Annotated in this window: 9 protein-coding genes and 1 pseudogene; 3 read left to right on the plus strand and 7 right to left on the minus strand. The window is 50.4% G+C overall.

The features are described 5' to 3' along the window. Positions 1–493 precede the first annotated feature (493 nt). Both BBD42_RS12670 and BBD42_RS12675 read left to right on the plus strand, forming a co-directional pair. Positions 494–2,050 carry a dockerin type I domain-containing protein gene (locus BBD42_RS12670; RefSeq protein ID WP_099518417.1) on the plus strand — a complete coding sequence of 519 codons (1,557 nt, stop codon included), beginning with the start codon at positions 494–496 and terminating at the stop codon, positions 2,048–2,050. Positions 2,051–2,070: 20 nt separating this feature from the next. Further along, complete coding sequence (locus BBD42_RS12675) at positions 2,071–5,247, plus strand: S-layer homology domain-containing protein (RefSeq protein ID WP_172455474.1); 3,177 nt, start codon at positions 2,071–2,073, stop codon at positions 5,245–5,247. A 691-nt stretch (positions 5,248–5,938) separates the two neighbouring features. Here the strand turns inward: BBD42_RS12675 and BBD42_RS32735 are convergent. After that, positions 5,939–6,098, minus strand: a pseudogene (locus BBD42_RS32735) (ATP-binding cassette domain-containing protein); the annotation flags it as partial. 140 nt (positions 6,099–6,238) lie between these two features. Here BBD42_RS32735 and BBD42_RS12685 point away from each other — a divergent pair. Further along, positions 6,239–7,039, plus strand: a complete 801-nt coding sequence (locus BBD42_RS12685) for a GNAT family N-acetyltransferase (protein ID WP_099518419.1) — start codon at positions 6,239–6,241, stop codon at positions 7,037–7,039. Here the strand turns inward: BBD42_RS12685 and BBD42_RS31535 are convergent. The 6 genes from BBD42_RS31535 to BBD42_RS12710 all read right to left on the minus strand — a co-directional run bounded on the left by BBD42_RS31535 (position 7,017) and on the right by BBD42_RS12710 (position 16,107). Continuing rightward, positions 7,017–7,274 carry an ATP-binding protein gene (locus tag BBD42_RS31535; protein WP_150131543.1) on the minus strand — a complete coding sequence of 86 codons (258 nt, stop codon included), beginning with the start codon at positions 7,272–7,274 and terminating at the stop codon, positions 7,017–7,019. The genes BBD42_RS12685 and BBD42_RS31535 overlap by 23 nt on opposite strands. Before the next feature lie 54 nt (positions 7,275–7,328). Beyond that, positions 7,329–7,667, minus strand: coding sequence for a L,D-transpeptidase (locus BBD42_RS12690; protein ID WP_099518420.1), 339 nt, complete (start codon positions 7,665–7,667; stop codon positions 7,329–7,331). A gap of 173 nt (positions 7,668–7,840) precedes the next feature. Then, complete coding sequence (gene uraA / locus BBD42_RS12695) at positions 7,841–9,154, minus strand: uracil permease (RefSeq protein ID WP_056033557.1); 1,314 nt, start codon at positions 9,152–9,154, stop codon at positions 7,841–7,843. A gap of 605 nt (positions 9,155–9,759) precedes the next feature. Beyond that, positions 9,760–12,603, minus strand: coding sequence for an Ig-like domain-containing protein (locus BBD42_RS12700; RefSeq protein WP_099518421.1), 2,844 nt, complete (start codon positions 12,601–12,603; stop codon positions 9,760–9,762). Positions 12,604–12,766: 163 nt separating this feature from the next. After that, positions 12,767–14,695 (minus strand): S-layer homology domain-containing protein, encoded by a 1,929-nt coding sequence (locus BBD42_RS12705; protein WP_172455475.1) that lies wholly within the window; start codon positions 14,693–14,695, stop codon positions 12,767–12,769. A 71-nt stretch (positions 14,696–14,766) separates the two neighbouring features. Further along, complete coding sequence (locus tag BBD42_RS12710) at positions 14,767–16,107, minus strand: Ig-like domain-containing protein (protein WP_099518423.1); 1,341 nt, start codon at positions 16,105–16,107, stop codon at positions 14,767–14,769. Positions 16,108–16,181 lie beyond the last annotated feature (74 nt).

Raw genomic sequence — 16,181 nt, forward strand, 5'->3', positions numbered from 1 at the left:
CTAAACCTATCTAAGCCTGTCTAAACATGTCTAAACCTGCCTATCCCCAAACGTCTACTCCGTCACAAGAATACGTGGCATTGCTTATTCGATTACTTTCGACGATGCCCATGAGCCAAGCACCCCCCCCGAAAAATGCTAAGGCAAGAGACCACAAGCACGCCGCCTGTCGAATAGGTTTTGCATAGGTTTCTAGCTCGAATAATCGCTTGCTTGGTTATGCGTATTTCTCCCAAAAGTTTGTCTTAACCCCATTCTAAATAAGCAATATTTAAAAAGGCTTATCAAGTTATTAATACATCCTTACAGTTCTCTAAGTCGAAGATATGCTGAAATCGACATCATCACAGTAGAATAATATAAACGAAAAGGCCTAGCGTCCATGGGCAATGCAACCTAAACATCAGAGTTTAAGTGTTTGTTAAGTGCTTGCTGTTACAATGTTCGACAAATCCCATCATAACTGATGAATCAAGGAGGAGGACAGTTTCAGATGCTATCGAAAGGAACAAAAAGGGTGAAGGAATTGACCAGATGCGTTGCTGCGGTAATCGTCTTTGTATTATTGGCCGCATTAGCGCTACCGTCCCAAGAGGCGAATGCCGCGGTTGGTCCCCTGTACCTCAACTCACCGCAAGATATCAAATTCTACACTTACAACGGCATAACGGAGATGTACATCGCCGACACGGGTAATAACCGGGTCATTCGGGCGGATCAGGACGGGCTGGCGAATTTGATTGTTCCCGTTAATAATCCGACGGCAGTCGCTGTCGACCAAGGCGGCAATATTTACGTTGCCGAATCGGGCTTGACCGCGGGCCTGCATGCGTTTAACCGGGACGGAGGACTGCTTTCGCTAGTGAAGCATAACGGGCAGGCGATGGACAATCCCATCGATTTAATCACCCAGATGATGGTCCCCGTCGTCCAAAACTATCCGAAGCTTATGAACATCAAAAGTCTTATCGTTAGACAGAAAATTAACCCGAACAACCAGCAAGTGTACACAGATGCCAATTTCTATTATGAAAGCTACGGAACAATCAGTTATTTTCCTGCGACATATGGCATGGTTAATACAAAAGCTAGTCTTCGACTGGATCTGAGCGGCTCGAGCCGCGGCAGCTCCGGTCAAGGAGAGCCGGGCTTCGCGCTTCACTTTGACGGTAAACTCTGGGATTCTGGCGGCCACTACGTCGACTTGGATTCTGTCTTTAACACGTTTCCAGGGGATGGCTACTCGACGGGGGAAATCGCGGTCGATTTCATCGGAGAGATGTTTTACGTGGTTATGAACAAGACGAAAATCTATCGTACTTCCTATAACGGCGCTTCCTACTCAAATCGCCCAACACTTCAGCCCTGGCTCAACCTGACCGACGATTACAGCATTAGCGAGCCGCATGCCCTTGCCATCGGTCCCGACAATAAGCTGTATGTGACGGATGCGCCGCAAAATCGCATTGTCGTTCTTAATTTGGATGATACCGGCACCTTTAATCGGGTGCTTAGCTTGACCTCCGAGCTGAACGATCCTCCGATCGCCGGCTCTTTCATTAAACGAGGCAAGAAAGGCCATGCGATTGCCTTGAACGGCTCGGATTTCCTGAACTATTATTCCGATCCGAACGGACATGCGATGAAGGGAATTCGCGTCGTTACGCTGCCGGCTCACGGCACGCTCAGCCTCGCAGGAGTTCCTGTTCAGGCCGAACAAGCGATTGCTGAGGCCTCGTTGAACGGCTTGATATTCACGCCCGATGCAGCTTGGGGAGGTACGACCTTCTTCGAATGGCTGGCTCTGGATTCCGGCGGGACGTATTCCGAAACGGCCGGCAAGGTGGAGCTTATCATAGGGCTGAAGGGAGATGCCAACGGGGACGGAGCCGTAACGCCTGCGGACGCGCTGCTCATCACCAAATATCTAAAAGGGAAAATTACGCTGACGGCAGATCAGCTCGAAGCACTCGACATGGATGAAGACGGCGAAGTGACCGAAGCGGATGCTACCTTGATTATGAATATCTATATGGGCAATGCAACCTAAGAAACCTTGAGGTGAATACATTGAACTACTCTTATGCTAACCGATCTGGATTGCGCGGCAGGTTCAGCGCTTTCCTTGCTTTGTTGCTGGTGTTGGCGCTGCTGGTGCCGGCGCTCCCGATAGCATCCGCTGCCCCGTCGGGTACGCCATCCGTGCGTGTCGGCACGGTGGCAGGAGCGCCGGGTGATTATATCGATGTGCCGGTTTTCTTCGACTCAAATAGCTCCGATCTGTATGTCTACCGGTCGGACATTGCGATTAATTACGATCCGAACGTGCTCGAACCGGTGGCAGGAGAGGAAGCAGCTATTAGCGGGCTGGTCAAAGCAATCGACTCCAACGCGTTTTTGCTCGTAGACAATGCAACAACTGGAAGTCTGAAGCTTAAGTTGACGCTTACCGGTTTTATCGAAGACTCCAGCGAGCTGTTCACGCTGCGGTTTAAAATCAAGGAAGGCGCGCCAGCAGGCGACTCTGGCCTGACGCTCGTTCAGGGTCAGCTTTACGAGGACATCGCTCCGGTATCCGCCGATCTCGTAAGCGGGAAGGTGACCGTGTCTCTATCTGGAAATGTGTCTATTGAAATCGGCTCGGCGTCGATCATGGAAGGAGAAGCAGGCATCGTCTCCGTGCCGGTGAAGGCGATGACGCTTGATAAGGCGGTAGCCTCCTACGGCATTCGAATTAAGTTCGATCCAGACGTTTTAAGCTTTGATGGAATTGTGGAACAAGGCTTGATGTCGAACTATAACAATACCGACGGCTGGTTGATTGTTTCTTGGCTGGATCTGACGGGCGGAGATAGCCCGATTCCAGCTTCTCAGGATGCTCAGAACCTGTTCACGATCAAGTTCGCAGTTGAAGATGACGCGCCGATCGGCGATCACGCCCTGACTATCGAGTCGCCGACTGACGTGCGGGAGCTGACGTTTACAGACGTGCATGCCGTGGAGATGAACAAGACTGTTGCAAACGGCAAAGTTTCCGTTGTGGTTCCCCCCGCAGCGCCGGCATCGGTCACCGCGACTCCGGGTGATGGCAAGATCGGGCTGGCCTGGCCGGCCGTTCCGATGGCGGAAACGTATAAAGTATACCTTTACGAGGGAGTGGCTGGGCCAGAAAACGTCACTGACTGGGTGGAAATTGCTGGTGGGGTCAGCACCAATGCGTATACTGCAGAGGGACTGACTAACGGTACATCCTACGTATTTGCAGTCAAGTCGGTCAACCTTGCCGGGGCATCCGGTCTGAGCCCGGCTTCGGAGGCTGTTGCTCCTGTGCCAGCTCCTGGAGCGCCGAAGGATTTTAATGCCACGCCAGGCAATGGGACGGCACTCATCTCCTTCGCGAAGCCGGTCGGTACGGTCGGCGAGCCGATATTGAAGTACCGCGTCGAAGTGCTGCTAGACAGCGACATCGTTTCGGTGAAGGAAGTGCCTGAAAGCGGCGAGAGTTTGTACAGCGCGAGCTTTGATAGCTTGTCTAACGGAAAAACGTACACGATTCGCATCTACGCGGTGAACGTTGCCGGAGATTCTGCGCCGCTGGTCGGCACGGTTCGTCCGGTGGCGAAGCCGATGGCTCCATCTATCCTGTCGGTTGTGCCGGGCAATGGACAAGTACAGGTTACCTTGGGCGCGCCGGCCAATGTGAACGAGGCGCCGGTAGACCGTTTTATTGTGACGTCTAATCCAGGCGACATCTCTGTCACAGTTGGTGGGGACCAATTATCGGCCGTTATCACCGGGCTCACAAACGGCACGTCCTATACCTTCAAGGCCGTGGCCCAAAATGCTGCGGGGATCTCCGATCCGTCCGCAGCATCACAAGCTGTCATACCGACGGCGCCGATAACGGGCAGCGGTGGCGGCGGAGCTTCGACGTCGACACAGCAAATTAAACTCGAAGTCAGCGATGGCAGCGGCAAGGGTGGCGTCGTAGCCAGCACGACCATCGCAAGAACGACCCTTGCGGACGGCCGCAAGAAAGACGAAGTGACACTGACGTCGGCACAAGCGGAGCAGGCGGTTAAGCAATTGAAGGAAGCCGGCTCGTCTACAGCCAGAATCGTCATTCCCGATGAGAAGGACGAGGTAGCCGATTTGAATGTCAAGCTGCCGGCAGAGGCTGCGAAGCAGTTTGCTGCGCAAGGCGTTGATTTGCAAATCTGGACCAACAATGGTGGCATTCTCATCCCAAGCCGCTCCTTGCAAGGCTTGCAGGAGGAAGTGTATTTCCATATCGTACCGATCAAGGCAGCCGCCGAACGCAAGCAGGTGGAAGAGCGCCTCAAAGGCGAACCAACGCTTCTTCGACTAGCGACGGCGGACGGCTTGCAGTTGATTGGTCGGCCAATGAAGATCGAGACGAATATGAGCAGTCGCGAGGTGACTCTTGAGCTTCCGGTAGGCGAGGATTTGCCGAGAGCGGAGCTGGAGAAGCTGGGCGTTTTCATCGAGCACAGCGACGGTACGAAGGAATGGGTGAAGGGCGAACAAGTCGGCTATAACGGAACGGACAAACCGGGCATCCGGTTTACGATTACTAAGTTCAGCACCTTCTCCATCGTGAAGTTGAATGTGGATAGCCTGTCTCATACGGCTTACATTCAAGGATACAGCGATGGTACGTTCCGTCCGAATCAAGCGGTTCGGCGGGTGGAAATGGCGGCGCTGCTATCCAGAGCGATGCCGGAGACTGCTACAGGAGTAGCGGATGCGGCTTACTCCGATCTGCCGTCCGCTGCATGGGCGAAGCAGGCGATCTCACAAGCGACGGCGCAGGGCTACATGCAGGGCTCTGGCGGTCGATTCATGCCGGACAAGCTGATTACCCGCGCGGAAATGGCAGTGATCGTCGATCGCTTGCTGAAGAGTGAAATGTCAGAGGGCGATGCTCCCTCGTCATTCAAGGATACTGACAGCCATTGGGCGGCCGGAGCAATCAGGCGAGTAAGCGCAGCTGGCATCATGTCCGGCTCTGGAGGCGGTCTGTTCCGTCCGAACGACTCGCTGACGCGTGCAGAAGCGGTCGTCATTCTGAACCGCGTGCTGGAGCGCGGTCCGCTAACGGGCGAGAGAGCTGCTTGGAAGGACGTTCCGGAAAGTCATTGGGCGTTCGGACACATTCAGGAGGCGTCCACGGATCACCGCTTCACCCGGAACTCGGGTGGCGGAGAGCAGTCTCTAGGCAATTAATAGAGCAACCGGCTTAATATTTATGAAGCTAATGTTTTTAGAATGCTTTTAAAAAAGAACAAAATAAAACAAGACAAGACGCAATTGTTTAGCGTCTTGTCTTGTTTTATTTTAAGTACATAAAAAGCAAAAGCGATAGGTTTATTGTCAACAGTACATTAGACAGCTTTTTTAAGGGCTGTAAGGCGATATTGAGCAGGTGTCAGGTATCCCAGCGTTCCGTGAATTCAACGTACGTCGTTGTTTTGGCATTGTAGAGCCAACGTTTTGAAGGACTGAGGAGCCGCAATTTTAGCATTTTATGCGATCTCAGCCTGTGAGCGGACAGGAAATCCGTTATTGTCCCCATAATCGCGTGAAAATGAGTATGAGGGGCTCATTAGCGGCTCCTGAGTCCGCGAGTACCGCGAAAAACCCTAATCTGGCTAAAATAGCGTCGTCTGTGTCCGTCAAATTTCCGCTGCCGACTTAGCCCGGTTATTAAGCCACTTCATATCGTCTCCGCATACATATCCGAACGAGCAAGCCTCCAGTTTTGATGCATCTATGCTTATTTAAACCTATCTAAACCTATCTAAACCTAACGTCTACTCCGTCACGAGAATACGCGGCGTAGCTTGTTTAATCACTTTCGATGAGGCCCATGAGCCAAGCACCGCCGAGAAAATGCTCAGGCACGAGACGACGGGCACGTCACATAATCCAGGCCGCTTAGCAAGTACAGCAGCGTCGACTTGCCGGAACCGAAGTTGCCCATAATGACAGTGAATTCGCCCTCATAAATGTCTAAATCCACGGTTGGCATGATATTGCTCGCCGCCTGTCGAATAGGTTTTACATAGGTTTCTAGCTCAAATAATCGCTTGCTTGGTCATTTATATCTCTCCCAAAGGCTTGTCTTAACCCTATTATAATTACGCACTAAATAAAGGCTTATCGAGTTATTAATAATTCATTACAGTGAAGTGCTCTTCACAAGGAGGGGGATTCTATGCAGGAGCTAACAGCAGCAGAGTTTAATATGGTTAATCCAATGCTTGAAAAGTTAGGAAATAAAGCGGTCTATGCTTTATCGGTAATCCAGCAGCTTCAACCAGGAAAGGTGTTAGTAAACAATAAGAAAAATCCTACAGCCGCATTCATAACGAGTGTTGGTGGATTCTATTGTTTATTGGGAGCTGCAAACGATGTTCTATTTAATGAGGGGGTTATACGGTTCCTAAACGATAGAGACAGCCATTCTATTCGCTTTTATGCTCTAGCTTTATTTTCAACGGATTGGGAACTGCTGCTAGATGGAGAAAAACTAATAAATGCGGCCAAGATTAAAAGGGCTTATTTCCAATTTAACAAGGAAAAATTTCTTCAAACTTATTGCGATTATCCGTTTGTGCTCAATGCTGAATTCAACGATGAAGGATTAAATCTAGAAATAGCTAACCAATATCGAGAGGACTTTTATCCGTATTATAAAATAGTTTGGGATTCGGCCCAACAATTTATCGATAATGGTGTCGGTCATTTTGTGACAAAAGACGATAAGATTGTCAGTGTTTGTTCCTCTCCCTATGTTGGAGGCGGTTACGCTGAAATCGACATCATGACAGTAGAAAAATATAAACGAAAAGGGCTCGCTGCGTGGGCTGGTGTCCATTTTATTAAGGAGTGTCTTAATAAAGGACTGACACCAAACTGGTGCTGTCATTCCGATAACTCGGAGTCCTTAAGTGTCGCCCAAAAGCTTTGTTTTGAGCAAATAGACGAGCATCCTATGTATTGGTACAACGGTTAACCATTATGCGATTAGCAGAGGGGAATAGTGAAATAAAAAACGGTGCCACTGCCGTTATTGCTTCTGAATTCAATGGAGCCGCCATAAGCTGCTCCTTGTTCGCATCCAACTGGGCCTCTATACGAATCGTATCGCCTGGGGAGGATGCTTTAAGCGCATTCGCCACGAAGTGAGCAAGCATTTGCTCAATACGCGCGTGGTCGATAGCGATCAGTACGGTCTCATGCAGCTGCAATCGCCAAATAGCTTGCGCCGCAGCTGCGCCAATGGAGACTGGCTCTGCCAGCCGTTACTCCCGAATGGTCACACGGGTATTAATCGGAACCAAATGGGCGAGAGCGACAACGTCGTCATTGTACATGCGGATGCAGCCATGCGATACCATGCGTCCGATAGAGGAAGGATCATTGTTGCCATGAATGCCGTAATGCGGCTTGGACAATCCCATCCAGAAAGCGCCGAATGGCCCGCCGGGATTAGGTTGTTTATTAATAATCGTAAATTCGCCGAGCGGCGATTGCGTCAGCATTTTGCCGATGCCAACAGGATAGGCGTTTACAACCATATTGCCATCGAGCAAATACAGCCTGCGGTCAGATAGATCAACGATAATGCGGTATGAAGGCATGAAAGGTTTCCCTCCTTTGCTTCTATCCTATGTAAGAGGGGGAGGGAGGGCATTAGGCATTGTCCTATAGGCATGAAATCGCGGTGATTCGGATGTATTCTTCCTATAGCAATGAGGGCTGCCATATAGTTGGCAGCCCTCATTTTTAAGAAAAGCGTGTATTGCGTCAGCGGCTAATGCCCCGATGCCTCATGATCGTTGGACAGCTTCAGCACATCAAACAGCTTGAACAGCAGGCTTAGCAAAATCGCTACGACTGTCGCAAGCGCCATGCCGGAGATGGAGAAATCGCCGAGCTTAATGGTGACGCCGCTGAGTCCGGTTACCATAACAACCGTCGTCAGAAACAGATTAGTCGGCTTGCTGTAATCGACCTTTGATTCCACGAGCATCCGGAAGCCGGATGCGGCGATAACGCCGAACAGAAGCAGGGAAACACCGCCCATAACAGGAGTCGGAATGCCCGAAATGAGCGCCGAGAATTTTCCTGAAAAAGAGAGCACAATGGCGATGACAGCAGCGCCGCCAATGACAAAGGTCGAATAAACCTTCGTGATCGCGAGTACGCCGATATTTTCGCCGTAGGTCGTATTAGGCGTGGAGCCGACGAAGCCGGAGATCATCGTTGAAATGCCGTTGCCCAGCATGGAGCGGCTGAGTCCTGGGTCCTTCGACAAATCCTTTTCGACGATATTGCTCGTTACGACCAGATGGCCGATATGCTCGGCTATGACGACGAGCGCAGCGGGAGCGATGGCAAGAATGGCTGCCCACTGGAAGACTGGCATCGTAAACTGAGGAGACTGCAGCCAGCCGCTTTCACTAACGCCGGAAAAGTCAGTCATGCCCATAAATTGTGCAAGGACATAGCCGGACACGATTCCAATAAGAATCGGAATAATCTTCATAAACCCGCGGAACAGCACCGAGCCAAACACGGTTATAGCCAGCGTAATGGTAGACAATGCGACCGTTGAACCGTCCATCGTCCAGTTTGCCGGGTCTTTATAGTTGTCTGGCATAATCCAGCCAGCCATTTTCGCAGCGACCGGAATGAGCTCCAGCCCGATAATCGCTACAATCGCGCCCATCGCCGCAGGAGGGAAAACGACGTTAATCCAGCCCGTTCCCGCATAATGAATAATCAAGGCGACAAGTGTGAAAATAACGCCTGCGGCAATAAAACCGCCCAACGCTGCGGCATAATTGCCCGGCTCACCAGCTGCATGTTGGCCGATTACCGCTCCGGCAGGAGTGATAAAGGCAAAGCTGGAGCCAAGATAAGCGGGGATTTTGCCTTTGCAAATCCATAAATAAAGCAAGGTGCCGATTCCGTTCATAAGCAGGCACACAGCCGGATCGACGCCGAGCAAATTCGGCACAAGCACGGTGGAGCCGAACATGGCGAATAGATGCTGCAAGCTCAGCATCAGGCTCTGCCCTAGCGGAGGGCGATCCATAATTCCAATTGCATTACGGTTTTTCATAAACCATTGATCCTCCCGAGTGTTCTATGTCTATAATCCTTGTCGATTCTACCTAGTTCGGCGAAGGTTGGCAAGCTTTTTTTCAAAATAGAGAGAAAGTATGATCTTTCCGCCCTACCTCTCTATTTCTCGGAATGAAACGCGCCGCGCCGCCAAAGGACGGCCACAGCCGTTTCACCTTGAAATATAGGGAAGGAGCTGATCTTTCCATCCTTCCTCTCTATTTCTCGGAATGAAACGCGCCGTGCCGCCAAAGTATGGCCACAGCCGTTTCACCTTGAAATATAGGGAAGGAGCTGATCTTTTCATCCTTCCTCTCTATTTCTCGGAATGAAACGCGCGGTGCCGCCAAAGGACGGCCACAGCCGTTTCACCTTGAAATATAGGGAAGGAGCTGATCTTTCCATCCTTCCTCTCTATTTCTCGGAATGAAACGCGCCGCGCCGCCAAAGGGCGGCCACAGCCGTTTCACCTTGGACGGAGCAAAAAAAAGAGACTGGAGCCGTCCTCAGAGCGGACTCCAGCCTGATGCCGTTAGCTATACGAGCCTTGCACCGTGTTGGTTTTCAAGGCAGTGCAAGCCATCCTTGCCGTGTTATCGTTATTTACGACGTGTGATACCCAATATACTGGTACGTCCCTTTAGGATAATAGGACCACTGGCTGGTATCGTACAAGCTCTTGCCGATTTGACCTGACTTGCGGACCATTGTACCGCCGCTTGGGAACAGGCTGCTGGTTAAAGCTCCGTTTGAGCTGATATCGCCAACTACATCAACGACCACGCCGTTTTTCTTAAGGGCTAGGCCACTAACCGTAATGTTCCATTCCGGAGAAAACTTATCTTCATAATTGAAATAATATGCCGAGGTTATATCCATATAATCGTAAAATGCAGTGTCTATAATAATGGTAAGTCCGTTTTGAGTGAGCATAGGAAGAGCGATCTCATGCTCGTAATATTGCCCATTTGTAGTTTGACGTCCGTAAACAAACAAGCTATAGCCTGTAAGGTCGCTGCTGTTGCTATAAATTTCGACGGCTGACCGGTTTCCATTCTCAAGTAGAAACTCGGCAATGTAAACAGGCGAGGTTGTAAAGCTCGGAGCGTCGGCAGCGGTTGTAAACGTCCACTGCGTCTTCGAGCTCATTCCCGTCGATGCAAGACCATTGCTGTCTTTAAAGCTTCCGGCAGCAAACTTTACATAATAGGCGGTCGCGCCTGAGAGCCCGGCAACTTGGACATTTGCCGTATTGGCGCTGAACGTCACCTTGGATGGGTCATTGAGAGCGATGCTAGCGGCAACGGTATCGTCTGATGCTTTATACACGGTAAGCGTTTGGCCTGCTGCGGCTGTAACGGGCCGATTAAACGTAAGCGAAAGCGTCAAATTTTTATTCGTATTTATCGCTTGGTTGGCAGGAGACAGGCTGGTAATTTCCAGTTCATCCGTTGCTGCAATAAGCATGTCAGCAGTCTTAAGCGTGCGTCCGCTAGTCAAAGCGCTTGCCTTGGCTGTAATGCTGAAGTTTGTAATATCCGTATCAAAGTCGGTGCCATCGTAATCTACCGATAGCCAAATTTCATTGGGGGATAAAGGCAACACATCGAGTATGGTCATGCCTTGTGGAGCATGGTTCAACTCAAAGTCGCCCGTGCCTGCCGCCGAATTGAACGTATCCTCCTCTAATGCAACAGCGAAAATAGCCCCGCCGGAAGCTCGCAGTTGATCCTCCGTCAAATCCTCAAGATCAACAGCAGTTAATTTCCGCGTATCTGCGGTCATGAACGTCCAAGCTGCATCATCGCTGATGCCTGCAAAGGCATTGCCATGCACATCTGTAAATGCGCCTTCCTCAACCTCTACGTAATAAGCAGTTATGCTCGTGAATTGAAAAAGTTGTGAAGAGGGATGGAGAATCGCTTTACCGCCTTGAATTGTAACCTGATCTGGTTCAGATACGATGTAGGTTTGCACGATCGTATCGTCTGTGGCCCGCCGAATCGTAATTTTTTTGCCTGTGACCGGAACGATATCCTCGTTAAAGGATAGTGAAGGCTCGGCTAACAAAGCATAATTCGCCTCCTGATTTGCAGGAGAGGTCTCCACGAGCAGAGGAGCGGCGACATCGGCAGTTGCAAAGCTCCAAGCTGAAGAACTGCTGATGCCTTCAAAGGCATTGCCCGCCTGATCGATGAATGCGCCAGCGTCAATCGTGACGGAATAGCTTGTCTCGCTGTCTAGATCGGCATGCTTAATCGATATATTTTTGCCATCTATGATGATATGACTAGCATCGTCTGCATCGTAGGCCAAAACATCAAGCGGATTCGCCGTATTTGTAATATAGATTTTTTTACCGGAAACAGCTGTAACGGGTTTATTCATTGTCAGCTCCAAATCGGCAGCTACGCTAATGTCAACCGCGGAATGAGCCGGAACCCGGTTCTGTATATAGGGTGCGGACGTATCTGGCACTACCGTGCTGGTGGCCAGCAAGTGGGATAGCCCATCGGTTATGCCTGCCGCCGCAACTGGTGTAGCTTCTACAAATAAGTAGAAGCCGACGTCTTCTGACGCTATGGGATAGGCTGGCGAAGTTGCGCCGGCAATGGCCGTGCGGTCCGAGCCATCTGCCTGCGTGCCGCGATACCATTGGAAGCGGGAAGCGGCTTCGGCGTCATTTTCAGCATCAAAATAATCGTATTGCACCGTCATCATTTCGCCTGCTTTCAGCAAGCCAGCGAGCGAAGCGCCGTGCAGCACAGGAGCATCGTTGATAGAGCTGAGCGTGATGATGTAATTGGAGCTGGTTGCCGAGGAGCCTTTGCCCGCATAGCTGCTTAGCAGCTTGGTTGCGTCCGCAGCGGTGACAACGCCGTCACGGTTAATATCGAGCAGATTAATCTCTTCCGGCGTCAGTACAACGCCGCTGTTCACGACCTTCATAATGTACAGGGCGTCCGCAGCAGTGACAACACCGTCGCCAGTCGTATCCCCGATGCGGGTTACGGTCAACTGGAACTGCTCCGTCAGTTTTTCAAGCGTTGGGGTTTGCGCTTCAAGCGTAATCGTAGTTGTCCCCGCCGATATAATCTCTAATTCTGTATAAAGCTGATAAGCATTTGCCGTAGCAACGGCGGAATCGCTGGACGAGGCTGTCAGCTGGGAAAGGCCCGCAACACCGGAGAACAGCACACTTGCATCCAAGGAAATACGGGAGCTGTGATGCTCGATAGCCGCACCAAATGGGGCGGTAGAATCCGAGGAAGGCTTAATCCAGGGAATATCTTTGTTGACGATCGGGGTGAAAAAGTTGGAGGTTGCCGGAGTGGCATTCGCTCCATTTGGCAGCGGCAGAGCGGTCCCCAGCATGGTCGCGCACAAAATAATCGCAGGTCCTTTGCTGCGGGAGAAATGAGTCATTTTACGCCAATAATTATTCATTCGTCCAGTTCTCCTTATAAGAGGATTGATAAGATATTGTCTTTATTGTAAAACAAGCGGTTGAACGGATTCTGAATCTTTTTGTCGAATATAGCCGAAGTAAAAGGCTGCAAAATTCTAGCGATAGAATTTTGCAGCCGGCTTGAAATCATGCAGATCAAGCTTAACCGTTAATTAGACCAGCTTTGACAAGCAGGCGTTTCACGATAGCAGCAGTCTCTGCCCGTGTTACATTGGAATCCGGGTTCAGAGCGCCATCGGCGCCTTGGACAATGCCGTTTTTCAAAGCGCTGGCAACAGCGGCTTTCGCATATTCGGACACAGATGCGCTGTCCTCGTAAACGGCCAGCAGGCTGTTAATTTCAGCGGCATCGCTGACTTGTGCTAATGAAGTGAGCGCAAGGGCACGGTTCAAAATAATCATCGCTTCTTCGCGAGTAATCAAGCCGTTTGGACGGAAGGTGCCGTCCGAATAGCCGCTGATCAGCTTGCTCGAAACCGCGAGCTTCACTTCATTTTCGTACCAGCTGCCTGCCTTCACATCGGAGAAGGAAACCGCTGTGCTGCCGGAAGCGGCATGGATGCCGAGTGCGCGCAGCAAGGTTGCCGTGAACTCAGCGCGAGTAATGGAAGCGTTCGGTGCAAATTCAGTTCCCGATACGCCCTTCATGATCAGGCGGGAGCCGAGATCGTTGACGTCATTTTTGCTCCAGTGATTTTCAACATCCTTGAACGAAGCCGGGGTATAAACGACTGCATAGCTGCTGTTCGTCAAGCTGTTGATGCTCGCCCAATACGTGCTGCCTGTAACGGAAATATGTGTAGGAACATGGTGCAAGGTGCCATCAGAACCAAGTACGACGCCCGTTGTAATCGCTGTGCCGTCAGAGCCGGCAGGAAGAGCGATTGCACGTTCTACATAATGATTAAACTGGTTAACGACAATGCTTTTGCCGTTGTAATGCGCGATGACTTCAAAGTCTACTGGCGTGCCAACAACGCTCAGCCCTTGCTTGGAGGCTTGGGATTTTACTGCGTTTGCCGCTGAGCTATCCGCTGTTGTAATCGAAATCGTGATTTTAATATCCGACAGGGCAACCGAAGCGCCGACCTGTGCGGAAATGCTGTCAATGTTGATATCGCTAGCAGGCAGCGTATAAGTAGCCGTAGGCGTTTGAACTTTAACGGAAGCACCGCGACCTTCCAATTCTTTCACCAGTTGGCCGTTCAGCTCGCCAGTTACGATAGCGGCAGTTGTATCTTGAACGGGAAGCACCAGCTCTTTAATGCCGGAGGTGCTAATTTGTTTGATTACTTTATCGTTGTCTACTTCAAGCAGCACTGATTTGCGTCCATTTTGTACAGAAGACTTCGATGTCGCAAATTGTGGCTGCTCCTTGCCGTCGATGTAGACGATGACCGGTGTCGATGTTGTTGTCGGCGCCGGTGTGCTTGTAGCAGGTGTCGGTGTTGTCGAACCGCCGCCAGAGCCAGAGCCTGGGTCTGGATTGTTCGGAGAGTCCTTGTAAACGACAATTTCTCCGCCTGCCAGTGTAGACGGCACCTTATAAGAGGAACTGCGGTAAATGGCCCAATTTTCATCTTTGGACGTATCAACAGTCAAATTATAAGTTCCTGTCGTTTCGCTGCTAAGCGCTTTAATTTCAATAGTAAACAGCTGCTGCGGGTCATGAATACGCGAGTTTCCGCCAGTGGAATCGATCCAGATCGCCCGGACCCAGCCAGCCGTATTATTGAAGTTGGACTGGAAATAGCCCGTATCAGAGGGGCTGCCGTCTTCTGGAGCAACTTCACCATAGGTAGGCGTGATGCTGACGATGCTGAAAATAGCAGGATCGAAATCGATTTGCATGTTATAAGCACCAACGCCATCGCCAGCACTCGTCAGCATGACAGGCACGCTTCCTGATTGTCCAACTGCAACTCGGGTATTCGTAATCGTAACCTGCGCAGGGGCGCTAGATTCAGCGTGTGCGGCAGCTGGAAGAAGAACGGCTGGCAACACGAGCAGGCAGCTCAGTATGAGCAGCAGAAGGCGTCTTGCAGGAGCTTGCTTCAATAATGTTTGCATAATAACCTCCATGATAGTAAGGGTAGATGTGTGGAGCCTGGGTATTTTGACCTTTGATAGTCTTGACACTGTTAACCTACAAATTGGGTTGTGAACATCCATTCAGAAAGTGAGACGCCTGCAAAATCATTTCCGTCCATATCTTCAAAGGCGCCATCATCAATGATAATGCTGAATTGTGTATCGGATGGCAGGAACATGGTTAAACCGACAATGGTAACCGTATTTCCGCTAATGAGAACGTGCGCTGGATAATCGGATGGAAAGCTCAGCACTTCAGTGTTAGTTGAGGTATCAATAAATCTGATCTCTTTACCAACAACAGCGGAAATGTCTCTATTAAATGTAAAAACAATATTGTCATTTTGATTAACATTGACGCTTCCGTTTACAGGGGTGCGGCTTACAATGAAAGGAGCAGCGCTTGCTACGGCAGCATTTGACTTCAAGAGGACAGCCTGGCCCGTCAGCAGATCACCAGATGCGGCAACCGGCGTAACCTCAGCGAACACATAATGATTGACATCGTCTTGCTGAAGGCTGTAAGTAGTCGCCGTTTCACCGAGGATTTCCACCCGGTCAGAGCCGTCAGCTTGATTACCGCGGAACCATTTCGTGCGGGTATTGCCCTCGGCATCATTTTCGGCGTCAAAATAGCTGTAATGCGCAGTAACGGTCTGGCCAGACACCCATGAGTCAACACTTAAGGAAGTGTTGTACACAGCAGGAGCATCGTCAATGGAGCTTAACGTGACAATATATTTTTCAGTTGAGTCCAGGGAGGTTTTGCCGGTATAGAGATTCATCAGCGCCGTGACATCTGCCATGGAGACGCTGCCGTCGCGGTCGATATCGTACAGATTGGCGTCGCCCGGGGTCAGGACGGTATTCCGCTCTATCCCTCTAGCGATCAGAAGCGCATCTGCTGCTGTAACCATGCCGTCCTTGTTCGTATCCGCAAAGCGGTCTACCGTCACTTGGAAATGCTCCGTCAGCTTTTCATTTCCGGCTGTAACGCCTTCAATTCTGATTTGAGTTGTACCAGCAGCTAAAATTTCAACGTCTATGTAAGGCAGCTGCACATTAACCGATGCGACATTTGTATCGCTGGACCAAGCGGTTAACGTAGTGATGTTGGCTGCCTGAGGGAATAGCTTCGTCGTATCCAGCATAATGGAGGAGTCATACGTAATAATCTGCGATCCCGTGCTAGGGACAGGACTGTAATTAGAAGTAGGCTTGACCCATTGTATATCGTTGTTTACAACAGGCAGGAAGTAGTTCGATGGTCCAGATGCTGCATGCGCCAGAGTTGACAATGACAAGCTTGTTCCTAGTACAGCGGTGCACAACAATAGCGAGGGACCTTTGCTGCGTGAAAAACCAGCCATTTTACGCAAAGAATGCTTCATTTGTCTTAAGTCTCCTTTGTTCCGAGAATCTTGTCTAATTCAAGCAGCTGAGTTTGAAAAGCTGTAAGATTCCA

The sequence above is a fragment of the Paenibacillus sp. BIHB 4019 genome, assembly GCF_002741035.1.
Lineage (GTDB): Bacteria > Bacillota > Bacilli > Paenibacillales > Paenibacillaceae > Pristimantibacillus.